We start from the raw sequence: 24,384 nt of genomic DNA on the forward strand, positions 1-24,384 counted from the left end.
GGTCCCTTATCCTCCCGTCCTTCTCATCCTGCTCAGCACAGCCAGAATCTCATACTTCCGGGGCATATCCATCCATCTTCCGCACTCTGTGAAAAAAGTGGAATACACGGATTCCAGCCCCTCCTTCCCTGCTTCCTCCAGCAGCCGTTCCACTTCCTGCTTCCGGCAAATCCACCTGGGCGGCACGCCTCTTTCTCCCGAAGGCCGCATGTCGGCAGTTTCGGATACCTCTTGCTGAGAAACCGCTCCCGGCAAGCTGAATCGCTGAAATCTTCCCAGCGGATTCAGCTGTTCGATCAGCCTGCGCACCAGGAAGGCAATGGCACTCAGCTGAGCGAGACTGGCTATATCATGGAGCATTCGAATGTCAATCTGCTCCTCCCCGAACATCAAAAAGCCAAGCTCTGATACTTTCAGCACCTCGGTGGCGGAGTCTTCCGGGCAGATACTCAGGTAATTGGCATCTATCTCGTCATTATTGAAAAAATCCGCAGGCTTCGGCCTTTTTTCGTTTTCCGGATGTTCCATACCCTCTGCATTTTCTCTGTCTTCCGGAAGTTTCCCGCGGTGCGGAACCTCCCCGTTTTTGCGGGTATAGCCATACCCCGCCTGGAGTGCTTTTGCCGCTTCTGTCACCTGGGTAATCCGATAATCCCGCATCATGTAAATCCGGTCCGCCGCCTGCAGATATTCACTGCTGCCCCCGATTACAAGAACCGTGGACACCCCTTTTCCCAGTGCCAGTTCCCGCACCCGCTCCACAAACGGTGTGATCGGCTCCTTTTCAATCAATTCTTTCATCACCGAATCCTGTATCATGAAATTGGTGGCGGATTTGTCCTCATCAATCATCAGAAGTCCCGCTCCCCAGCTCACCGCCTCCATGATATTGGCAGCCTGAGAGGTGGAGCCGGATGCATGTTCCGTGGAAAAATCAGCCGGATTTCCTCCCGGAATCCACTTGATAAAAGGCGACAGATTCACATGCCGGACACATCTGCCATCCTCCGCGGATATCTTCATGGCCGACGCATCGGTAATAACCAGTTCTCTTCCGTCCCCTTCCACATGATTGTAAACCCCGGCACTCAGCGCATCCAGCAGAGTACTTTTCCCGGAATATCCGCCTCCGGTAATCACAGTGACGCCCTTTCTGAAAACCATCCCTCTGACTCCTGCCACCTCCGCCGCATCTTCCGGTGTGGACAGAAAAGGGACTGCCCCTCGCAGCGGAGAGTCACCGTCCTTTTCCCGGGGCAGAATGCTTCCGTCTGCCACAAAGGCACAGCAGTCATTTTCCTTCAGCCAGCGCCGGACAGCCTCCTGCTTCTCATAAAGGACCGTGGCCCTCTTCAATCCTTCCCCGTCGAACTCGCACACAAACCAATTCACTGCTTCCGGCAGATCATGGGTCAGCATCTGTACTGCTTTTTTATGCTTTCCCACAGGCAGCTGCACCTGAATCATGATGCTGACACACTGATAAGCCGGAATCCCCTTTATCTCATCCTCAGGCTGAATTATATATGATTTTCCCGGCGCGTAGGTACTTAAGCCCCTGTCCCGCAGACCGTCCACAGGCTCTATGGTATTTCTGCCCAGAAGCCTGTAATACTTCTGCGGAACCATTTTCGCAGAAATCACATTCCGCACCAGAACCTTATTGTTCGGCTCATAAATGTAGTAGTGACCGTTCTCTCTGTCCGTCCGTTTCCGATTGTCATTTCCTTCATTCAAATTGCGGATATAGGGAATAAAGGACCGGAAAATGTAATCCAGCTCTGCCACACCCGTCTCTTCCAGCTTTAGCTGCTTCATGGGAATATGAATGGTCACCGTTGGCTTTGACAGCTCCAGCCGGTTGCTCTTCGTGACCTCATACCCAATCTCCCCGTCCCAGTACATGGCATGGTTGTGCACAATGGGATCTTTATCCATGAAGGTTTCGTACATTTTTCCCTCATACATTTCCTCGTAAGTCTCACTGGTCGGTTTCATACTCAACAGATAATATTTTAATCTCTTCAAACTTTATTCTCCTTCGCTTTATCGCTTTTTTCCATTTCCACCATAACGCTTCTGTCATTCCGTTTGTTCTCATATCTCTCATCCTCTCTGTCATATCCAATCACCTTTTCCTTTCGATTCCATGCAATATCGCCTGAAGCTGGTTCCGGAGATTCTACATTCTCTTATTTCTCTCTGACCACAACGACACATCACACAATTTTGCACACAAAAAAGACACACCGTTATGATGTGTCTCTCGTCAACAGTTTTCATAATGGTACTTATCAAGCGGCACTTTCGCGCCCCCCATATTCAGCTAAATGAAAGTCCTCTCTCCTGTTCTCTTTACCATGACACGAACCTCCTTTAACCGAATTACCGCGGACCATTTCCACGACTGTTTTTACTATACCACCTCCGGCTTAAAATTGCAACTGCTATTTTTACCTTTGTATCTTCGGATGTAACATCTTTAAAATCGAAAGTTCATAAAATTATGATTAAATTCGTGAATATATTCATAGTAGCCTTCTGTGTCCTCATTCATCTTCAGGCTTCCGGTAATTAACGCATTATTTGAAAAGGCAATTCCAATAATCAGCAGTGCCAGCACGGCCAGAGAAATATGCACCCTTCTGTTTTTCCGGTTTTCCAGGCAGGCTCTGTATCCCATAAACGCATAGGGAATCAAAAACAGAAAGTAAGGCAACACATATGCCGCCTTCGCCTCCCAGAACATCCAGAACAAGAATGCACCTATAAAAAGAATTCCCCAGATCAGTCTGTTGATATTCTGTTCCCTCTCTATCAGAAAGTACATCAGTATACCAAAAAGCAGTATAGCTTCCAGAATGTCCAACAATGCAATCAAAAGAATATTCGCTTTTCCTCCATCGTTGATTATGGATTTCACAAAGCTGCTCAACCCCTGCCCTGTTCCCCTGGCATTCTGAATATGAAAACACTCAAACGTAGGATTATTCCATTCGGAAGCCAGCTTGTGATGAAAAAACTGCCATCCATAGGCAGGATCCTGTACAAAATGCCGCACAGATTTTCGTATATCTTCTATAGCTGTTTTTTCCGTCAGTTCCCTGTCATATCCATTCTCGGCAAATACACGATCGTTATATCCGTTGTACCATCCGGGAGCTTTATCACTGTCCTGAAGCCCCATGGCTATATGCGCCGCTTTGCTGTTTCCAGGCGCAATTTTCATACCGGACACATATTCGATATACTGCTTCGGCAATCCGCTGATAACCAGCGCAATTCCCAGGAAGCACAGGCTCAGCAGAAACTTTTTCAAAGAATCTTTCTTCTGCCGGAACAGATCCATCCAGCATAAAAGTAAAATCCCCACACCTACAATCAAGCAGTTCTGCTTGAAGCAAACAGCTGTTCCCAGGAAAATCCCCGTCAGAATAAGATTTCTCTTCCGGTTCTCCTTTAAATATCTGATTCCATGATAGATGGCAAGAACCACCATGCCATACCCTATGCTGTCACCATACATTTTCATAACCAGAAACGCATAAGGAAAATACAATGCCGCCATCGCTCCCTGTATTCCTGCCAGTGCCTTCTCCCCATAAAGCATTCTACAGGTATAATAAATACCGGCGATTGCCACATCATAAAAGAAAAGACTTACAAAATAGAAGATTAGAAATGTTTGATCCAGCTCCCAAAACTTCAGCAATATTGCGACAAATAATATCAGGCCGTTCTGGTGAGGCCATCTATGGGCGTATCCCCCCTGTGTCCACTGAGAGAAATCACCTTCCAACAGACCGCCTGCACACATATAAATTTTTTCCGTGTCACTATGATACCAGAATCTGGTCTGCAGAATCCACCAGGTCATAAACATGGTCATCGCGGTCAGAGACAGCCAGAATAAGATTTCTCCCCATCTCTCCAGCCACTTCCAGATCTTTTCCTGCAAAATCAGCCTGCAAAGCAGGAAAAATATTACAATGCCTGCCAGCTGAACCAATACATTATTTCGTATAAAATAATTCTGTTCTGTCACCCGCCTGATATTACACAGCGTAAATAACCCCTGCAAAAACAGATATCCGCTTAAAATAACACATATCACCCGCACAATCTTCGAGCCGATTTTCTCCATCATTTCCGTGTCCTCCCTTCAAGTGTTTCAGAAATCCCGAATACTCCCATCAGGGCCAGCCACGGCATATGATTATATAATTGTCTGTTATTCGCCTCCCATATCATTAAAAACAGCATCAGTCCAAATATGGTCAACTGTGTCATCAGTATCATCCACTCTGGACTTCCACCTCTTATCAAATTTCTGAAACCCAGGATCCCTGATAAAATGCCAAAAATAAGCAGTGCATAAAAATATCCCGTAGCCAACATGGCTACATACCCGCCATACTTTCCATAATCATTGAAAAGTTCATAAGCAAAGCTGCCAGGACTTCTCTGAAAATCCGGCAATCCAAAAAAACCGGAGGCAAAATTACAGCGTGTCTTACTAATCAGACGTGGGAGCGAAAATAATTCCTTTCGGTTCTCCTGAATATAGGATCTTGCAATTTCCCTTTTTGCTTCTTTTCCCGATGCCGCCTCACATACTGAAGCAAATTCCCGGTTCTCCCGGTAACTTCCGTTGTTGACACTGCCCAGAGCCAGCCAGAATTCCAGCGGCGCTGTCCTCTCTTCTTCTAATTCAGCGCAGGGTGACTGATCCCACAGTACAGTGCCCCCCCCTAGGATCAACAGAAAACCGGCTCCCACTGGCAATAACAGCCGAAGCCACTGTTTCCACTGCATGGTCATCATAACAATCAAGAATACCGCCACCATGGAAATAGCAACTGTTGCTTTTATGGAACATCCCATTCCCCAGACCACTCCCGCTGCCAATCCATATCCTCCAGCTTTCTCAAATGCCTTCTGGCAGAGCAGACAGGCCCATATGCCAAAGCACAGACTCATGGTATCTGTATAAAAATTTTGAGTTCCTCCCCAGCAGGGCAGAAACCCGGCAAAAAGGAGAATTCCCATCCACTGACATGCCGTGCTTTTACCCGCATACCCCACAAGCCGAAAGACACAGATTCCGCTCCAGATCACCATGGCCACACTGAGACATAAGATCAGATAAAACGGATCCGCAAATCCCAGCAGATCACTCAGTCTAATCAATGAAGTCAATAACAGCAAAAGCGGATAATTATTTTTCCACAGCGCAAAATAAGGCCAGTATACTTCCGTTCCCCGTGCATAATTCAATGCCCCCTCATATACCATGGCAAAATCAGAAGCAGGCTGATTACGGGCAAAGCAGGAAAACGCATATAACGCGGCCGCCCATATACCGCAGAACAGCGGAAACAGAATCTTTCCATATCGCTCCAGCCAGCTTTCCACCTTTTTCAGCATGACAAACAGCAGTGTCAGACACAAAAGCCAAATCACCGTGACAAAACCAACCTTATACCAGGCGATATTGAATTGTGTTCCCGTCAGGGCAATCAGAAACACAAGACACAATACACCCGCAAAAAGGACTTCCCATATACTGAAAATCATTTTCTTTCTTCTCATTAACCTGCCTCCACCACTTTCACAACACTGCTGATTCCATTCTCTGTCCTGGTCTTGGTGACAAGGATTTTATTCTCTATTCGTTCCTTCAGCTCCGGAACATGGGAAATGATACCCACCAGCCGATTGCCTTCCGTAAGCAGCGTCAGCGCTTCCATGGCCTGTGCCAGAGCAGCTTCATCCAGAGAGCCGAAACCCTCATCCACGAACAGCGAATCCATGCGGATCCCTCCCGCATAGGACTGAATCTCGTCCGCCAGCCCCAGCGCAAGGGACAGGGAGGCCTGAAAGGTCTCTCCGCCGGAAAGGGTTTTCACACTCCGTTCTGTAGCGTTATAATGATCGATGACGCTCAGCTCCAGCCCCGCTTTTCTGTTGAGAGTTCCTCCCTCTTCCCGCTTCAGCTCATACTGCCCTCCTGTCATGGTGAGCAGGCGGAGATTGGCCCTCCTTATCATGCGGTCAAAATAAGTCATCTGAATATAGGTTTCCAGCTCTATCTTCTGCTTTCCGTTCAGCATACCGTTTGCGGTGTCCGAAAGAGCCCTGATCCAGATGTATTTCTTCTCCACAGTGTCAATCTCTTCCTGCCGTGCACCGACTTTCCGGAGAATATCCCGGTTCTGGAATAAGGCACTGTTCTTCACATCCCGTCTGTCGCTCAGCGCCCTCTTCTCCCGCTGCCATCCCTCTTTCCTCGCCAGGACTTCTTCCTCGCCGGCCATATCTGCTTCTCCCAGCCCTTCCAGCTGCTTCTTCAATGTGTCCACTGCCGCCGCAAGTCGCTCGCTTCGTGTCCTGCAATCCGTAAATTCCTGCTCTGCGGTCCTCAGCGCCGCTTCCAGCTCTGTCTTCCGACTCTGTAAAGCCGCGATTTTTTCCTCCGCACTTTCCTTTGTCCCGGTTCCCAGCTGTTCCCGCAGCCCCGCAATCTCTTTGTTCAGGCCTTCGCTTTCCGTGATTTTCCGGGTCAGCAGTAGCTGCGCCTTCTGCAGTTCCTCGCCGTATCTCCGAATCTGGTCTTCCTTCTCAGGCATTTCCTCCTGCAGTTTCTGCCGTTTCAGCAAATCTGCCTGATTGTGCGCACATTGTTCCTCCAGTTCCGTCAGCTCATGCTCCAGCCATTCTTCCGCCAGAATCCCAAGATTCAGAAGTCTGCTCTCGTTCTCTCCCGGTATCAGGCTCATTGCTTCCTCCCTGAAAGCCACATCGCCTTCGGAGCAAAGACCCCTCACACTCTCCAGAAGCTGCTTCGCCTTCTCCGTCCTTGTGCTTTTTACGCCCTCCAGGCTCTTTTCCTGCCTGTTCATAAGCTCTTTTATCTGAGAAAGTGCTTCTTCCTCCTGGGAAGCCTCTTCCTTCAGCTGCTCTCTGTACCTGATTTCTTTCCTCAGACAGCCAGCACAGATCTCCAGTTCTTTCAGGCATTTATCCGCCAGTTCCAGAAGACCGGGGGCTTCTTTCTCCTGAGCGAGTCCGGACATGGAAATGGCCGTTTCCAGTATCTCCGCCGCCTTCTCCTGCTCTCCTGAAAGCTGCTTCTCCGCGGTCTCCTCCATTCCCTTCAGCTTTGCCGCATGCTCTTTTTTCTCTGTAATTTCCCGCTCCAGACGTATCCTTTCTTCTTCCGCATCCGCGTCTGCACATTCCAGCTTTTTCAGCCGTTCCGCACCTGCCTCCGCCTGTTTCAGCCTTTCCCTGTTCCGGCAAAGCTGCTCCTGCAGATAATCGGACATTTTCTTCACGTCATCAGGCATACCCTCCGGGAAATCCAGCCCCATACAGGTTTCCTGCCATTGCCTCCGCTTTTCTTCCCGCCGGCCTTTCGCGGCGTTCAGCTCCTGAAGCTTCTGCTGCAGTTCTGTCTCTTCTTCCTTTTGCTTCTTCCCTGCATCCGCAAGCAGTGTATCCAGCTCCTTTTTCCGCCGGCACGCCTGCTCCGCCTTCTGCCGGCTGAGGGCGAGTCTGTCCTTCTCGGTCTCAAGCACCTTTTCTGCCTGCAGAATTTTTCCCAGCATCCACTCCCGGATCTGCCCTTTTTCCTCTCCTTTTTCCAGTCCTGTCACAGGTATGCCCGGCAATTTCAGCTGCTCCGCCAGCTCCAGCAGTCCGCTCTCCATCTGCTCTGTCTGCTCACGCAGCTGTTCTCCCAGATGTCCCGCCTTCTCACTGAGGCGCTCCGCTCTCGCCTCCGCCATGGAAAGCTGTTTTTTACAGTTTTCCAGCACTTCCTTATCCGGTGCTGTCTCAGGAATATGTGCCGGCGACGGATGATGAACAGAACCGCACACCGGACATGCTTCTCCCTCTTTTAATGTGCCTGCAAGCACTCCCGCCTGGGCGTCCAGAAACTGCTGCTCCAGCTTCCGACAGATTTCTCCCTGTTCTGCCTTTTCTTCCGATGCCTGGCGGTATTCCTCCTGAACAGCCAGCAGCTTCTCCCTCCGCACTTCCCAACGCGCTGCTTCCCCGGACAGCTTTCTCCACATTTTCTCCGCGCCGTCCCATATCTGCTGCCGCTGTTCCAGAATAAGGAGACTGGTATCCGCTTCTTTTATCTGCTCCCACTCCTCCTGCCAGAGATCCCTCTGCCGCTGTCCCGCCTCTGTCTGGACACGTATCTCCCCGCAATCCTTCTCCAGAACATTCATCGTCTCCTCGAAAGCTTCCAGTTCCCCTGCCTGCTGCCTGAAAACCTGCACTCTCTTCTGCGTTTCCTCCACTATATGGCGGCATTGAATCAGCTCTTCATTTACATTTTTCAGGGCCTCCCGCTCTTTCAGCCGCTGTTCTCTCTCCTGAACCAGCACTTCTGCCCGTTCTGTCAATGTCTTCAACGCGTCCTCTGTCCCGGCGCCTTTCTTCCGAATGGAGTCGCGTTCCCTCACCGACTGTTCCAGAACCCCTCTCTGCTTTTTCAGTCTCTCCTGTATATCCTCTGTCAGAGAAAGTCTGCTGTCCCGATCGTTCAGAGCTTCCGCTTTCTTCCTGACTCCGGCGGCGGACAGTTTCAGTTCTTCTGCCTGTCTCTCACATTCCTCCACCTCTTTCTCCAGCTTTTGCTGCCTTTCCGCTTCCTGCATCAGCCCTTCTTTTTGTTGACAGAGAATTTCTTTCTGCCGAATGATGTTGCTCCTTTTATTCTCCAGCCGTTCCTTCTCCTCCCCGGCCGCGGCCAGAGATGCAAAAGTCTCCTGCTCCTTTTTCAGCGCCTCTTCCAATACCTGTTTCTGTTGACAAAGTCCGTCTGCTTTCTCTTTCTCCGCCAGAATTTCATTTTCTATTTCCTGTCTGTGTCTCTGCCGTTCCTCCACTCTGTCGAAAAGCTCCCGCTGCTTTCCGGCTTCCTGAATCTGCATTTCCAGCAGCGTACACTGACTTCCCTCTTTTTTCGCATTCTCGTAAAAAGCTTCTTTGCCCCTCAGCTCAGACTGCAGCGCTTCCTGTCGTTTCTGATTTTCTTCCAGCGCTTTTCGCTGTTCCCTTACATGTCGAAGGTTTCCGATGAGACGATCCTCCTCCTGCACTTTTCCTTCCAGAACCTCCAGCTGCGCATTCATCTCCGCCAATTCCGCTTCCTCTTCCCTGCACAGCTCGGTGAGCAGTTCCATTGCCTCGCTGATTCTGCCGTCAGATTTCTCTCCTTTCCATTCTTTCAGCTTTACTGCAGAGCGCATACCTTCCATGTCCTCACAGACAATGTTGTCCATATATTGATTCATGCTGCGCTTCAGTTCTTCATATTCCCGCCACTGAAGTCTTTCCGCAGCCTTCAGCTGATCCTGTACACGCTGGTACAGACCCGTGTTGAATATCTGTCGGAAAATGTTCCCCCGCTCTTCCGTTCCGGCCAGCAGCAGCTTCTGAAAATCTCCCTGTGCAATCATTGCTATCTGCGTAAACTGCCTGCGGTCCAGACCGATAAGTTCCGTCACCGCTCTGGTTACTTCCTTCGTCTTCGTGACAGGACTTGTGTCATCCGGATATGTCAGTGTCGCATCCGCCTTCTGAATCGTAAATCCGGTCCCCCGGCCCTTCGGCCTCGGGTATTCCGGATTTCTTCTCACGGTATACTGCTTTTCATGATAAATAAATGTAAATTCCACAAATGTGGGAACCTCATCCCCGGCATACTTACTGCGGAACATGTCCGATTTCCGCACATCTCCGCTGGCTTCTCCATACAGCGCAAAAGCAATGGCGTCAAAAACAGTGGTCTTCCCTGAGCCGGTATCCCCGGTAATCAGATAGAGTCCCTGTCCTCCGAATCGGGCAAAATCGATCTCTGTCTTATCCGCATAGGGACCAAACGCGCTGATGGTAAGCTTTACCGGTTTCATGATTTACTTCTCCCCTCTTCTATCATCTGCTTTACAAATTCTGTCTGTTCACTGCTCATGGGCTGGTTATTCTGCAGCTCATAGAATTCTCCGAACAGCTCCAGCTCCGATTTTCGCTCCACTTCCGGCACCGTTTCCAGCGCCTGATTCTGCCGGGTCCGACGATTGTCATAGACAAGGCGCATCAGATTCGGATAAACACTCCTCAGCTTCTGCATCCCGTCCGGAATATCCTCCTCGTCCGTGAGCGTAATCTGCACATAATCCTCTCTGTTCGTCCCCTGGTAAAAGGGTCTGGACATCACTTCCAGATAAGTCCCACGGATTTTCCTCATATCCCTGAGCGGCTTCAGCGGCACCGTCGAAATCTCCACCCTCCCCTTTTCCCCCATCTCCAGAATGGTGACAGACTTCTCCTGTTCCGCCTCCGAAAAGGAATATTTCAGAGGTGTACCGCAATAGCGTACCGCCTCCCGCATTATCCACTGTGGGCTGTGAATGTGCCCCAGAGCCACATAATCAAATCTATCAAAAATGTCGGCGTCCACATTGTCCAGACCGCCCACCGCAATCTCCTCCGACTCACAGCGTCCCGCACCGGTTACAAACTGATGTGCCACAAGAATATTGCGTTTCGCGGAATCCACCTGCATCCGTTCCACAGCCAGCTTCACCGCCTCCTGATAACTTTTCGGCAGCTCCGTCTCCCCTTCCTTCTCCAGCACATACCGCACAACGGCCGGTTTGATAAACGGAAGCAGGTAAATATACAGCTCTCCGTATTCATCTGTCAATGCTATGGGTGCTGTGACACCCGCATATACAGGGGAAATATACACACATCTCCCCCGCATCAGCTGTGCGCCGAACGCAATTCTCTCCGCCGAATCGTGATTGCCGCTGACCGCAAATACCTGCTTCCCTTTATCTGCAAGTCCTGTGAGAAACCAGTCGAAGGTCTGTACCGTTTCCGCCGAAGGAACAGGTTTATCATAGATATCTCCTGCGATGATCACACCGTCTGTCCGCTCTGTCTCCGCAAGGCTCAGAATCTGTCTCAAAATGTATTTCTGATCTTCCAGCATGGAAAATTCATTTATCCTTTTTCCCAGATGAAGATCCGAGATGTGCAGCAGCTTCATACGCAGTCCTCCTGCTCATCCTCTTCCCACTCTTCCACGTCTTCCCGTCGAACATTTCTGATAATTTTCAATATCACATGATACATTCCCCTGATCACGGAAAATATCAGAAACATACAGATAAATCCCATCACGCCAAACATGATATCCGCAAACTCCATGGAACCTGTATGGGTCACCCGTTGGCCGATTTCTATGGCAAACGTTATCACTATAATCAGGGTAAATACATAGATCCAGCTGATAACCATGATATGATTGTTCCTGGCCAGCCATTTGAACATTGGGTGTATCACAAAAATCATAGCCATCCCCAATGCGCCGATAATCAGAAAATGCAGTTCCTTGTCAGAAAAATTATATTCATAAGCGTCGTTTAATTTCAACAGCCAGCTGTGCATCCTTGCAATCAGTTCCACAATCCAGTATAAAAATTCTGTCATCTGTATTCCTTTCTCATAAAAATGTCAAGCCACAGTCTTACCGGCCTGCATTCAACTCAGTATTCCTTAGGTATCTCGGTAATACCATACTTTTTCTTAAAGGCATCCAGTTCTGAGGCATGCTGAATAAAACATTCTTCCCGAAATTCTCCTGTATGTATGTTTTTAAAGCCTGCCACCTGCTCACCATTGCAGATACTGCACTTCAAAATCGGTTTCCAGTTTTCTCTGTCATAATCCGCCTCCTTTGCCGGCCGCCTTCTCAGCTGTCTTCTGCCAAACATCATCCCGCCCTCCTGTCTCTGTTACCTGTCAGATAATCAGCAGATCATTCCTGTACAAAGTCTTCAAATCCAGCCGGCGCTCTCTGCCGCCAAACAAAATCACCACCGTCGTCTCCCCTGTCTCTGCCACTACCCCCTGTCCGAACTTCCTGTGTTCCACAATCAGTCCCTCTCCCAGCCCGTCGCAGAATCTCACGAATCCGTCCCGGGAAAGCGGCTTTTCCTTCAGCTGGGCACAGAATGTGGATTTCCTGTCCCATTCGAAGACAAACAGCCTCTCCTTCGCCCGGGTAATGCCCACATAAAACAGACGCCGTTCCTCCTCGTAATCCTCCAGATCCTGCCGGTCCGCAGTCTTGAGATTCTGCGGTACCGCCTCCGGAAAGATTCCGTCCGCCGCGTCCATCAGATATACTGTGTCGTACTCCAGCCCTTTGCTGGCATGTATGGTAGACAGAATAAAGGCAGCCTCCGGGTCAAAAACCTTCTCCTGTATCACTGTCTGCAGCCTGGTCAGACGCTCCAGAAAGCTTTCAGGCGATTCTTCGCTTCTTCCCAGCACTTTCAGTATGTAAAGCTTGCTGTCACTCATTCCGGCACGTTCCAGATACTTTCCGTATCCCATCTCTCTCACGATTCTGTCAATGGCCAGGTCTGCCCGTTCCCCGGACAGACTGTGGAAATGAATCCTCAGCGCTCTGCAGCTTTGCTGCGTCCGTTCCGGCAGCTGTCCGTGAGATATGGCAATATCCAGGACACTTCCCTTTTTCGTTTCACATATTTCACAGATTCGAAGCGCTTCCTCTCTGCTGATATAAGTAAACAGTTTATAATAAATCTGCAGAAACAATTCTCTGTCTTCCGGGTGCAGTGCAAACTCCATGATATTTCGAATATCCTGTACCACCCGATGAGTGAAAAAAGTCAGTTCCGCATTGCGGATCCGATATGATAATCCCTTTCGTTCCAGCTGATCCACCAGCGGAAGAACACTCTCATTATCCCGGTAAAGCACTGCCGTCTGTCTGTCACAGTTTTCCGCCACTTTCGCGAGATAAGTATACTGTGCTCCCCTCCCCTTCAGTGTGACAAACCGGATATCGGCACCTTCTTCTCTGGCCGCACGCATGTGTTTCTCATGGCGCAGTGTGTTCTTCTGAATAAACCAGTCTGCCGCCGTCACAATCTTCGCGTTGGAGCGGTAATTCTCCTCCATAAGCAGCACCTTTGCCCCTCTGTGGTTCTCTTCAAAGGAAAGCAGCGCCTCCGGATAAGCCGCCCGAAAGCCGTAAATACTTTGATCTTCGTCCCCCACCATGAAAAGGTTATCCCGTTGCCCTGCAAGAAGTCGGATAATTTCATGCTGGATTCTGGACGTGTCCTGGGCTTCATCCACGCACAGATAAGGGTAACAGTCCTGAAAATGCCGCAGCGTTTCCTGACTGTTTTTCAAAATTGTACAGGCATATATCATCTGGTCATCATAGTCCATCAAAGCCCGGCTCCGCAGCTCGCCGCAGTAGGCTCTGTATATCTCCGATATCCGGAAGTCAGACTCCTCATCCAGTTTTGCCGTCTCCTCCGCCGTCAGCATGCTGTTTTTGATATAGGTAATCAGCGTCCGGATTCCCTTTAGGTCGCTTTCCGTGGCATAATCCCCCTGAACCTGCCGGTAAATCGCCGAAAGAATGCCGCTGGTCTGTCTGTCATCCGTCACAAGCTCAAAAGGTTTCTTCCCGATAAGACGTCCATAATACTGAATGATTCTGGCACAGACTCCGTTGATGGTCCGGAATTCCAGCCGACTGCAAAGCTCCCCTCCAAAATAAGACCCAAAACGGGCCGCCATATCCCGGGTGGCCGCCACGGTATAAGTCAGTGTCAGAATCTTTTCCGGTACAACACCGGCACAGTAAATCAGATAGCCCAGCCTGGTCACCAATACCGTAGTCTTCCCGCTTCCGGGCACAGCAAGCAGAAGCACCGGTCCCTCCACGGACCTGACCGCATCTGTCTGCTGTGGATTCAGCTGTATCCGGAAATTCCGGCAGAATTCATCATATGTCATGGACGCACTGTTTCCTCTCCCTGCTCCCCCGCCTTTCCAGGAAGCAAATGATGCCAAACACACCTGTAAGCAACAGGACCGATACTGCCACGGTAATCCATGGATTCAGGGCAAAGCCTGCCACCAGATAGCCGCAAAGGCATACCACAGCCACCAGCGTCGCATAGGGCAGCTGGGTTTCCACATGTCGAAGATGCTCGCACTGGGCCCCGGTGGATGCCAGGATAGTGGTATCAGAAATCGGGGAACAGTGGTCTCCGTACACAGAGCCGGCCAGGGTAGCTCCCAGAGATGGAATCAGCACCGCCGCTCCCGCCTCCCCCGCACAGAGCATGGATACTATGGGCAGCAGAATGCCGAAGGTTCCCCAGGCCGTTCCCATGGAAAAGGACAGAAATGCCGCCACCGCAAACACAATGGCAGGCAGGAACCCAAAGGGCAGATGAATGGTCGTCACAAAATGACTGACGAAAAGTCCTGTCCCTATCATTTCCCGGCACACACCGCCCAGCGCCCATGCCAGTATCAGGATGGTCAGCGCCGGAATCATGGTCTTAATCCCATCGATCACCCCTGTCATAAATTCCCGCAGACTCATGATTCTCCTCGGAATGTACATTGCAATGGCCACAATCAGCGCCGCAAAGGTCCCAAGTGTAAGACCCGCGGTAGGATTTGCTCCGATTGCTTCCGCAAAAGGCTTCCCTTCAAAGAAACCGCCCACATAGGCCATACCCAGTATGGCACAGACAATCAGAGTCACCACCGGCACAATCAGATCCGCCACGGAACCCCTCCCCTTTTTCACCCTGTTCTCTTCTTCCTTTGCAGCCGCCGTTTCTTCCCGCCGTTCCTCTTCTGCCTTTTTCATGGGACCGAAATCGAAGTCCACAATACTCAGGAAAAATACCATCGCAATGGTCAGAATCGCATACAGATTATAGGGAATGGTCCGAACAAAGGCATTCAGACCGCCCGCCTCCTCCACTTCCGATGCCACGGCCACGGCCCAGCTGGAGATGGGCGCAATGATGCACACCGGCGCCGCGGTAGCGTCCAGCAGGTAGGCAAGCTTCTCCCTGGAAATCTTACATTTATCAGTGATGGGCCGCATCACCGTCCCCACGGTGAGACAGTTAAAACCGTCATCCACAAAAATCAGAAGTCCCAGACAGGCGGTGGCCAGTTTGGCACTGACTTTGTTCTTAATCCGTTTCCCGGCCCATTGTCCATAGGCGTCGGATCCTCCCGACCGGGTCACCACCACCACAAGGGAGCCCAGAAGGACAAGAAAAATAATCATATAGCCATTCTCTCCGATTTTAGCCGCCATCATGTCGAACACAAAAGTGACGGCCTGCAGAATATTTCCTCCCGTGGAAAAACAGTAGACACACATCCCGGTGAAAATCCCCAGAAAAAGGGATGAATAAACTTCTTTGGTGATGAGTGCCAGCGTAATCGCAATCAACGGCGGAAGAATGGACAGCCAGCCCGCCTCTATCATTTCCAGACCCATATGTAATCTCTCCTTTACTGTTATTCAGCAAAAATTGCAGTATCCTGTTTTTTATTTCTATTCTCCTACCATCACCCTTTGTCTGTCAACCTTTTCTGTCATTTATTTTGAGTTAATATCCGTTCTCCGCAACAGTTCAGACAGGGCACTGAACTGTTACAGTTCTCCGGCAGCGGTTCGGCCGGTCCGCGAAACCGTGGCACAGCAAACTTTATATGCGGCAATACTTATTTATTTCAGCACTTGCTAAAATAAAGAAACATGGTATAATGTGACCATATTCTTGGGCGGTCTGTCCGAATCCGCCGTTTCCCAGCATCTGAAACTGCTGCGGGAGGCAGGTCATCTCCGAGCTGGAGCAGCTCAGAGATATAACCCGCAGGCCCTGCGACGGCCCTTTTTACGGCTGTCCGGAATCGGAATACCTCAAATGTAAGTCCTATATACCGCCGGAAAAGAGAGGAAAGGAAGAAGAATCCCATGTTTAAACGTTTTATTTGTTATTATAAACCGCACAGGAAAATGCTGGCCCTGGATATGCTGGCCTCCCTGCTGATCTCGGTGATTGGTATGGTGTACCCTGTTGTAACCAACAAAATGCTCAATATCTATATCCCGGAGAAAATGTATTCCACAATTGTCATGGCCGGTGTCATTGTACTGGCCCTGTACATAGTCCGTATGCTGCTGCGCTATTTCGTCCAGTATTACGGCCATCTCATCGGCGTACAGATGCAGTCACAGATGCGTCAGGATCTGTTCGCCCATCTGGAGAGACAGCCCTTCAGCTTCTATGACAACCACGAGACCGGCCGCATTATGACACGCATTACCAGCGATCTGTTCGAAGTGTGCGAGCTGGCTCACCACGGTCCTGAAAATCTGCTGATCAGCTCAGTGATGATCCTGTTGTCCTTCGCCTATCTGTTCCTGATCGATCCGATCCTGACACTGATTATCTTCACCTGTGTGCCGATTCTGGTGGTGGTTACCCTGTATTTTCGCCGGGCCATGAGCCGGGCCTTCGATGATCGCCGCAAAAGCAATGCCACCATCAATGCCGCTGTGGAGAGCAGTGTCACCGGCATCCGTGTCACCAAAGCCTACACCAACAGCGCAAGAGAAGTGGAAAAGTTCAGGGAAGGCGACAGGCAGTTCGTGGATGCCTCCCGCCGGGCCTATCACGCCATGGCACAGTTCCACTCCTCCACTTCCTTTGTGACAGATATTTTCAATGTGTTCATCCTGATTGCAGGGGGACTGTTCCTGTATGCGGGCAGAATCTCTTTCGGAGATTATTCCACTTTTATCGTGTCCGTCAATCTGTTCATCAATCCGGTGAACACCCTGATTGGCTTCATGGAACAGTTTCAGAACGGCGTCAGCGGTTTCAGACGGTTTGTGGAAATCATGGAGGAAGCGCCGGAACAGGATGCACCCGATGCAAAAGAACTCACGAATGTACAGGGTGTAATAGAATTTAAAAATGTCACTTATGCCTATGATACCTCCAAAGAAGTCCTTCACGACATTAATCTGCGTCTGGAAAAAGGCCGCAAGCTGGCACTGGTAGGGCCCTCCGGCGGCGGCAAGACCACATTGTGCCATCTGCTTCCCAATTTCTACAAGCTGGAGGAAGGGGACGGCTCCATCCTCATTGACGGCCAGGACATCCGCAGCCTGACCATGGAATCCGTGCGCCGCAACATCGGCATCGTTCAGCAGGACGTATTCCTCTTTGTAGGCACCATTCGGGAAAATATTCTCTATGGCCGTCCCGACGCCACCCAGGCGGAAGTATACGATGCGGCCCGGCGTGCCAATATTCACGATTATATCATGACCCTGGAGAAAGGATATGACACGGAAATCGGAGAGAGAGGAGTCAAACTGTCCGGCGGCCAGAAGCAGCGTCTGAGCATTGCCCGGGTTTTCCTGAAGAATCCCGCCATATTGATTCTGGACGAAGCCACCAGCGCCCTGGACAATACCACGGAAGTGCTCATCCAGCAGGCCCTGGACGAATTGTGCAGAGGCCGCACCACGCTGGTAGTTGCCCACCGTCTCTCCACCATACGCAACGCCGACGAAATTGCCGTGGTCATGAACGGCCGCATTACCGAGCGTGGCACCCACGAAGAGCTGATGACATCCGGCGGCACCTACCAGAAACTGTACTCTCTGCAATTCAGAGAAAATGATTTCTTTGCATAAAAAGAATTTCAGCTGTGCCTGCCGTACAAATCTACTCCATCATGGGCCCCGCCCACACGGGCCTCTTCCAGAATCACCTGAAACTTCCCGCCCTGGAAGCGAAAACCGGTGGTCTGGTCCTCGTACCACAGATTCTCCGGAGAAGCCAGGCAGTTCACCACATCCATCAGCTTGTCATGGTTGGCGCCCGCATGGCCCCCGTAATGACTGTTGGGCAGCATGGCATAATCCGCGTCTATCGCAGGATATAATCCGGAGAGGAAATTAAAGCAATGATGGGCAATCTGCACCACATCCGATTTCCACAAATCCACCGGCACCGTCCTGAGCACCAGCGCTTCCGTCTCTGTGTTGGTGTCTCCCAGCCACATCACTGTGCCGGAGCCGGTGGTCATCTTCAGGATAACGGAGGTACAGTTAAAATCTTCCAGGGGAAAGCTGCCGGAAGAACCCGGAGTCACCGCATCCTCATGGGTGTACAAAACCTCAAAGCGAACATTGGCCAGTGTAATCACCTGACCGTTATGAAGCTTCAGACCCCGAAGTCCCGGACAATACTCCCGCAGCGTCTCCTTCAGCACCAGAATGTCCTCATCGCCCGGGCACATTGTATAAGGAAGGAAATTAAACATTACCCTCTCCAGTGCAAAAGCCTCCGGATAAGTCCGCAGAAGCCGCACACAGGCCGCCATGTGGTCGCTGTGAGCATGGGTAAAATACCAGGCTGCTATATGGATTTTCTCTCCTTCCCCTGTGTTCGTTATTCTGCGCAGAAAACGGTACATCCCCTCAATCGCTTCCGCGGAACACTGCCGATAGTCTCCTCCGTCAATCATAACCAGCCGGTTATCCGTCAGTCGGATAATATAAAACATTCCGCAGTTAACCGCAACAGAACCGTACTGATTCTGCGGGTCATAATACAATCCGTACTGATAGATCTCCGCCGAATCCTCACTTTCACAGCCATAAGAAAAATCTTTCAGCGCACAGGAAGCCCTGTCCTCTATAATGCGCACCTCTCCTGCAGCGCAGGTATAATACACATAGAGAAGCGTATCTCCTCTCTTCAGCTGGCAGCTGTCCACAGCTTTGTTACGATTCTCAAAGATCTTCTCAAATCCCAGTGCGCACAGTTTTTCCAGATACCTCCCATACTCCTCTGCACTGGTATCCGTCACCAGCAGCATGGGGCTGTCCTCCTCTGTATCGCCGTGACTGTCGTCCGCCAGCATCGCCCCTGTGTTGTACAGTGCTCCGGCGGATATGCCGCCGTCGTACGCCCATTCTTTTTTCCATTCCATCCTCTGATTCCTCCCTGTCCTTACATTTTACCAATACTCTTCAAAACTGAAAATACTCTGCCATTGCTTCAGACAATCCGTCCGTCTCTGCCCCAGAGAAAGGCACCGTACCCTTTCCCTGTCTTCCCCCCCTAAGATCAGGAAATCTGCAAAACCCCGTTGCACGGAAGTCTTCCGGGGCAGCTCTTCCAAAGGCCGTTCCGCTTCTGTGCCGAACACGCGCCAGGCGTCTTTAAAGGCATCTCTTTTCTCCAGGGAAAGAATCTCAAAATCCTGCTGGAACCGCAGAATATTAGAGTCCTGAGACAAATCGGTCTGCATTTCTTCCTCCGTTTTCCGGAAATTCCCGCAAGCGTAACATGTCGGAGAACTCCTTTTAAAATGACTGTTCTCATTTCGAAACTCTTCTTATCGTCGAACCCTACCATATCTTTGTGTCACTGTCAAGTGACAGATTTATTTTTTCAGCCGGCAGCCCCTTGTGGCAGATTCTTTTCTGTGATATGATGGAACGGTTCGCGGCCTGTCAGAGCCTTTATGATACAGGTTGGAATCAATACAGACAGATAAAAGGAAACTCCCATGGAATTTATTATTGATAAAAAAGTATTCTACAGAAATCTGCTCCGGCTTGCACTGCCCATCGCATTGCAGAGCCTTATGCTTGCCCTGGTTGCCGCCGGAGACGCGCTGATGCTGGGAAGAGTGGCTCAGGATGAAATGACTGCCGTGTCCCTGGCAACCCAGATCCAGTTCGTTCAGAATATGTTCCTGGCCGCTGCCACCGGAGCCGGAGCCATCCTTGGAGCGCAGTACTGGGGCAGGGGGGACCGCCGTACACTGGAGACCATTTTCAACATTATGCTCCGTCTCTGCGGCCTCATTTCTGTCCTGTTCTGCGGGGCATGTGAAATCATGCCGGAACTTCTGATGCGCATTTTTACTCACGATGAGGCACTGATTCTCATTGGTGCAGCCTATCTGCGTATCGCAGGCTGGTCTTACCTGCTTACCGGCATATCCCAGTGCTATCTCACCATGATGAAAGTAACAGACCATGTGAAGCCGGGAGCCTTCATCAGCTCCGGCGCCGTTCTTATCAATGTCTGCCTGAACGCGGTGTTCATATTCGGCCTGTTGGGAATGCCGGCACTGCAGGCCAGAGGAGCGGCTCTCGCAACCACCATCTCCCGCATTATCGAGCTGGCGCTGTGTCTGTTCGTCTCATCGAGGGACACCTATATACATCCGGGATTAGACAGATTCTTTCAGAAAAGCAGGGAGCTGGGAAGAGATTTTTCAAGGCAGTGTCTGCCGCTGATGGGCGGTTCTCTGTGCTGGGGTATCGGTTTCACATCCTACACTGCAATTATGGGGCATATGAGTGCTGACGCTGCCGCCGCCAATTCCGTGGCGGCCGTGGTCCGCGATCTGATCTGCTGCTTCTGCAACGGCATCGGCAGCGCCGCAGGAATCATTGTGGGCAACGCTCTCGGATCCGGAAATCTGGAGGCCGGAAAAGCATACGGAATCAGGCTTAAAAATTTGTCCTATGGAATCGGATTTCTGTCCACGGCCCTGGTTCTGGCCGTGACGCCTCTGGTGGTGAGAATGGTGCTTCTGACGGATACAGCACAGGAATATCTCACAGGCATGATGGTGATTATGGCTTTTTACATGATCGGGCGCTGTGTCAATACGGTCACTATCAACGGCGTGCTGAACGGCGGAGGAGATACAATATTTGATATGTACAGTCTGATCGTCTGCATGTGGATGATTGCCATTCCTCTGGCGCTGGCAGGGGCTTTTGTCTTCCATTGGTCGCCCCTTGTGGTCTACTCCTGCACCTGCCTGGATGAAGTGGGCAAAATTCCCTGGGTCATGATACGCTTCCGCAAATACAAATGGGTAAGGGATCTGACACGGCAGGGGGAATGATGGATTTATTTGCAGTATTTTCTTTTTCCTGTTTTTAATCATTAAAAGCTCCTGCCTTATACATTTTCTGCAAATTATGTGCTTCCCTCAAAGCCTTATCTGTCAGCTCCGAAAAAGGCCTGATCCTGTTATCCTCCAGTTTGAAAATGCAGTCCGGCCTCAGTAAATCATTGGACATCAGGTCTGTATTATGTGATGTAAAGACAGCCTGAATATTCGGTATCTCAATAATCTTTCTGACTACTGCTTTCGCCAGGTCAGTATGATAAAAGGCATCAAACTCATCCACATACAAAAAAGAGCACTTCTCCATCTGCATGTACCAGAAAATAAGCGATCTGGTTCCGCTTGATATTTTTACTTCTTCTTTTCCAATAAGTCCCTATTGAACACAGAACATGCGTTTGTTACAATAGCCCTGTCAGGGAGGTGAACACACGTTTGAATAACATCATATTCCACATCGACGTAAATTCGGCTTTCTTATCCTGGGAAGCGGTCTACCGTCTGGCCCACAGAGGAGAACTCCTGGACCTGCGGGAGCTCCCTTCCGCGGTGGGCGGGGACATCACACTGCGCCATGGCATTATATTGGCCAAATCCATTCCCGCCGGAAAGTACGGCATCCAGACAGGAGAATCCATTCCGGAAGCAATGCGAAAATGCCCAAAGCTGCTGCTTGTGCCGCCCAACTACAGTCTGTACGAGGAATGTTCCGCCGCCTTCCTGAAAATCCTGCGGGATTATTCGGATACAGTAGAGCAGTACAGTATCGATGAAGCATTTGTGGATATGAGCACCAGCTGCCATCTGTTCGGCACGCCGGAAGAAACCACATCCCTGATAAAAAACCGGATTCGGGAGGAGCTGGGATTTACCGTGAATATAGGAATCTCAGAGCATAAAGTCCTGGCAAAAATGGCTTCGGACTTCCGGAAGCCAGACCTGGTCCACACGCTGTACCAGAAGGAAATACGTGAAAAACTGTGGCCGCTTCCTGTATCGGAATTATTTTTTGTGGGACATGCCACAGCAAAAAAGCTCTTTTCCATGGGAATCAAATCCATCGGAGCGCTTGCGGCGACTGACCCCACATGGCTGAAAGCAGTTCTGAAAAAACAGGGAGAAATCATATGGGGATTTGCCAATGGCCTGGACCTGTCACCGGTACTTGCACAGCCTGCGCCAAACAAAGGATACGGGAACAGCACCACCACACCTTTTGACATAGCAGACGCAGAAACCGCAGGCCGGGTGTTGCTGGCGCTTTCCGAGACACTGGGGAAACGCCTGCGGTCAGACAATGCGAAGATTCAGGTAGTCTCCGTCACCATCCGATATACAGATTTTTCCTGCTTTTCTCATCAGAAAGTACTGGATACTCCCACCGATGTGACCCTGGAAATCTACCATGCTGCCAGAGAACTTTTTGCAGAATTATGGAACGGCAGATTTATCCGCCATCTGGGGGTGCATACCGGCAGAGCCAGGCAGGATATCCCCGGCAGACAGATGAACCTTTTTGACGAGATTGACTATGAAAGGCTCACTGTCCTGGACAGGACGGTGGATTTCCTGCGGAAACGCTTTGGGTCCGACGCCGTAAAGCGGGCCGCCTTTCTGAACCAGCCCATTGACCATATGTGCGGCGGCATTCCGAAGGTAACGCCATTGTGTCGGGAAGCACCCACAAAACCGCAATCCTCTGCAGCCGGATCGCTGCAGGTAACCGAATCACCGCTGAAAAAGCAGTGCCGATTCTGACAGGACAATGTTCTTAGAACCACAAAAAGGAGACCAAAATGGCATTTGGAGCAGAAACCACCAGAACTTCAGACATTACTTTCGTCCGGGGGACGCAGAGGGAAATTGCCTGTGAATGCTGGTGTACCAGCAAAGGAAAAATAACACCGCTGATGATAAAACTGCCTGATGAAGACGGAGAAATGCAGATTATCAGGGATATCATGGTACATTCCCAGGAAAAGAGACTGTACGCGGGAATACCGTCCCTGGAATACGACTGCACCCTGGGAATCGGCGGCCGGCAAGTTCGGATATGGCTGATTTTCTATCAGACAGAAGGCCGGTGGGTGCTGAATTTCCGTTGAAATTTTGCAGACTCTCAGAACGCTGGAGCATGCCTTCATAATTTCTCTGCAAAGTATAGCCGCCCGAAAGGCTTTCATGCTATAATAAAGATACTCATGATAATTTTCAGATAAAAAGAAAGGATGTACCTGAGATGAAATTTGATTTTACGTCAGTTATGAATCGCTGCGGCATGGATGCCGTCGCCGTGGACAATCTGGGTCTCGGAGGAGCTCCCGGCAAACCCGGGGAAGGCTTCGACGCAATCCCCATGTGGGTTGCCGATATGAACTTTCCCACTGTTCCCACTGTCCAGGAGACCATTATCGCACGCACAAAAGAACCGCACTTCGGCTACTTTTCTCCCCGGGAGGAATATTTCGATGCCATTATACAATGGCAGGAAAAGCGGAATGGTGTCACCGGTCTGACCAGAGAATGCATCGGCTATGAGAACGGCGTACTGGGCGGCGTGATCAGCGCCCTGAACGTATTCTGTTCCAGAGGGGACAATGTGCTCCTCCATTCCCCCACCTATATCGGTTTTACCGGCTGTCTGGGCAATAACGGTTATCATATCGTCCACAGTCCGCTGGTATTGGATGAAAATGGAATCTACCGCATGGACTTCGCCGATATGGAGCAGAAAATCACAGAAAACAAAATCCATGCCGCCGTGTTCTGTTCCCCTCACAATCCCTGCGGCCGTGTCTGGGAAGAGTGGGAAGTGGCACAGTTCATGGAGTTGTGCAGAAAGCATGATGTGATGGTAGTCTCCGATGAGATCTGGTCGGATATTATCCTGTCCGGGCACACCCACATTCCCACACAGAGTGTCAGCGAAGATGCCCGCAGCCGTACCGTAGCGCTCTATGCTCCCTCCAAGACCTTTAACCTGGCCGGCCTGACAGGAAGCTATCATATCATTTACGACAAAACGCTCAGAGACCGGGTGGGCAGAGAGTCCTCCCTCTCTCATTACAACAGTATGAATCTTCTCTCCATGTACGCACTTATCGGCGCCTATCAGCCGGATGGCTATCAGTGGGTGGATGAGCTTCGCCAGGTCATCACTGGCAACGTACATTTTGCCTGCGATTATATTGCGGAACATTTCCAGGGTGTCAGAGTCTCCAGGCCTCAGGGCACCTACATGCTGTTCCTGGACTGCACGGAATGGTGCGGAGCCCATGGCAGAACCATTGATGAGCTGGAGCATGCCGGATGGGATGTGGGCGTGGCCTGGCAGGACGGAAGGATGTTCCACGGCCCCTGCCATATCCGCATGAACCTGGCCCTGCCGCTCTCCCGTGTGCAGGAAGCCTTTTCCAGGCTGGATAAATACGTTTTCAATGCCTGAGAAAGCCGCTCCGGCGTCATGGCCTTTTGTCGTATCTCTTGAGGTTTGGTACAATTGGTATTAAAGTTTGCATATGAAATTCTGTC

General features: G+C 50.5%; 18 protein-coding genes. 6 read left to right on the forward strand and 12 right to left on the reverse strand.

Annotated elements, in window-relative coordinates:
- Nucleotides 1–6: 6 nt before the first annotated feature.
- From NSB25_RS03715 to NSB25_RS03755, 9 genes are all read right to left on the reverse strand, one after another.
- A complete protein-coding gene (locus tag NSB25_RS03715; protein ID WP_207656131.1) occupies nt 7–2,028 on the reverse strand; it encodes a P-loop domain-containing protein in 2,022 nt (673 codons plus the stop codon).
- Between the two features lie 454 nt (nt 2,029–2,482).
- A complete protein-coding gene (locus NSB25_RS03720) occupies nt 2,483–4,147 on the reverse strand; it encodes a glycosyltransferase family 39 protein (RefSeq protein ID WP_103238155.1) in 1,665 nt (554 codons plus the stop codon).
- Nucleotides 4,144–5,592, reverse strand: a complete 1,449-nt coding sequence (locus tag NSB25_RS03725; RefSeq protein ID WP_103238154.1) for a glycosyltransferase family 39 protein — start codon at nt 5,590–5,592, stop codon at nt 4,144–4,146. Before NSB25_RS03725 ends, NSB25_RS03720 begins: the two co-directional genes overlap by 4 nt.
- Nucleotides 5,592–9,932: an AAA family ATPase gene (locus tag NSB25_RS03730; RefSeq protein WP_103238153.1), complete on the reverse strand. Its 4,341-nt coding sequence runs from the start codon at nt 9,930–9,932 to the stop codon at nt 5,592–5,594. Before NSB25_RS03730 ends, NSB25_RS03725 begins: the two co-directional genes overlap by 1 nt.
- Entirely contained in the window at nt 9,929–11,074 is a 1,146-nt protein-coding gene (locus NSB25_RS03735) for an exonuclease SbcCD subunit D (protein ID WP_103238152.1), read from the reverse strand. The genes NSB25_RS03730 and NSB25_RS03735 overlap by 4 nt, the downstream gene beginning before the upstream one ends.
- Nucleotides 11,071–11,517 (reverse strand): hypothetical protein, encoded by a 447-nt coding sequence (locus NSB25_RS03740; RefSeq protein WP_103238151.1) that lies wholly within the window; start codon nt 11,515–11,517, stop codon nt 11,071–11,073. Before NSB25_RS03740 ends, NSB25_RS03735 begins: the two co-directional genes overlap by 4 nt.
- A gap of 56 nt (nt 11,518–11,573) precedes the next feature.
- Complete coding sequence (locus NSB25_RS03745; protein WP_103238245.1) at nt 11,574–11,801, reverse strand: aspartate dehydrogenase; 228 nt, start codon at nt 11,799–11,801, stop codon at nt 11,574–11,576.
- A 28-nt stretch (nt 11,802–11,829) separates the two neighbouring features.
- Nucleotides 11,830–13,869 carry an ATP-dependent helicase gene (locus NSB25_RS03750; RefSeq protein ID WP_103238150.1) on the reverse strand — a complete coding sequence of 680 codons (2,040 nt, stop codon included), beginning with the start codon at nt 13,867–13,869 and terminating at the stop codon, nt 11,830–11,832.
- Entirely contained in the window at nt 13,859–15,388 is a 1,530-nt protein-coding gene (locus NSB25_RS03755; protein ID WP_172454941.1) for a Na+/H+ antiporter NhaC family protein, read from the reverse strand. Before NSB25_RS03755 ends, NSB25_RS03750 begins: the two co-directional genes overlap by 11 nt.
- Before the next feature lie 271 nt (nt 15,389–15,659).
- Here NSB25_RS03755 and NSB25_RS29900 point away from each other — a divergent pair, with 271 nt between their 5' ends.
- The gene (locus tag NSB25_RS29900) at nt 15,660–15,824 is read left to right on the forward strand and encodes an ArsR family transcriptional regulator (protein WP_146039969.1); all 165 of its coding nucleotides are present in this window, start codon (nt 15,660–15,662) and stop codon (nt 15,822–15,824) included.
- Nucleotides 15,825–15,868: 44 nt separating this feature from the next.
- Nucleotides 15,869–17,602 (forward strand): ABC transporter ATP-binding protein, encoded by a 1,734-nt coding sequence (locus NSB25_RS03760; RefSeq protein WP_103238149.1) that lies wholly within the window; start codon nt 15,869–15,871, stop codon nt 17,600–17,602.
- Nucleotides 17,603–17,610: 8 nt separating this feature from the next.
- Here the strand turns inward: NSB25_RS03760 and NSB25_RS03765 are convergent, their stop codons facing one another.
- Both NSB25_RS03765 and NSB25_RS03770 read right to left on the reverse strand, forming a co-directional pair.
- Nucleotides 17,611–18,906 (reverse strand): ComEC/Rec2 family competence protein, encoded by a 1,296-nt coding sequence (locus NSB25_RS03765; protein ID WP_103238148.1) that lies wholly within the window; start codon nt 18,904–18,906, stop codon nt 17,611–17,613.
- 27 nt (nt 18,907–18,933) lie between these two features.
- Nucleotides 18,934–19,227, reverse strand: coding sequence for a hypothetical protein (locus tag NSB25_RS03770; protein ID WP_103238147.1), 294 nt, complete (start codon nt 19,225–19,227; stop codon nt 18,934–18,936).
- A 261-nt stretch (nt 19,228–19,488) separates the two neighbouring features.
- Between NSB25_RS03770 and NSB25_RS03775 the strand changes: the two genes are divergently transcribed.
- Complete coding sequence (locus tag NSB25_RS03775; protein ID WP_103238146.1) at nt 19,489–20,847, forward strand: MATE family efflux transporter; 1,359 nt, start codon at nt 19,489–19,491, stop codon at nt 20,845–20,847.
- Between the two features lie 34 nt (nt 20,848–20,881).
- Here NSB25_RS03775 and NSB25_RS03780 read toward each other — a convergent pair whose 3' ends face one another.
- Entirely contained in the window at nt 20,882–21,223 is a 342-nt protein-coding gene (locus NSB25_RS03780; RefSeq protein WP_465221276.1) for an AAA family ATPase, read from the reverse strand.
- 65 nt (nt 21,224–21,288) lie between these two features.
- Between NSB25_RS03780 and NSB25_RS03785 the strand changes: the two genes are divergently transcribed.
- The 3 genes from NSB25_RS03785 to NSB25_RS03795 all read left to right on the forward strand — a co-directional run bounded on the left by NSB25_RS03785 (nt 21,289) and on the right by NSB25_RS03795 (nt 24,298).
- Entirely contained in the window at nt 21,289–22,611 is a 1,323-nt protein-coding gene (locus tag NSB25_RS03785) for a DNA polymerase Y family protein (protein ID WP_103238144.1), read from the forward strand.
- Nucleotides 22,612–22,649: 38 nt separating this feature from the next.
- Nucleotides 22,650–22,958 carry a hypothetical protein gene (locus tag NSB25_RS03790; RefSeq protein ID WP_103238143.1) on the forward strand — a complete coding sequence of 103 codons (309 nt, stop codon included), beginning with the start codon at nt 22,650–22,652 and terminating at the stop codon, nt 22,956–22,958.
- A gap of 134 nt (nt 22,959–23,092) precedes the next feature.
- The gene (locus tag NSB25_RS03795; protein ID WP_103238142.1) at nt 23,093–24,298 is read left to right on the forward strand and encodes a MalY/PatB family protein; all 1,206 of its coding nucleotides are present in this window, start codon (nt 23,093–23,095) and stop codon (nt 24,296–24,298) included.
- Nucleotides 24,299–24,384 lie beyond the last annotated feature (86 nt).

Origin of the sequence: Acetatifactor muris (genome assembly GCF_024623325.1) — a bacterium.
GTDB lineage: Bacteria > Bacillota > Clostridia > Lachnospirales > Lachnospiraceae > Acetatifactor > Acetatifactor muris.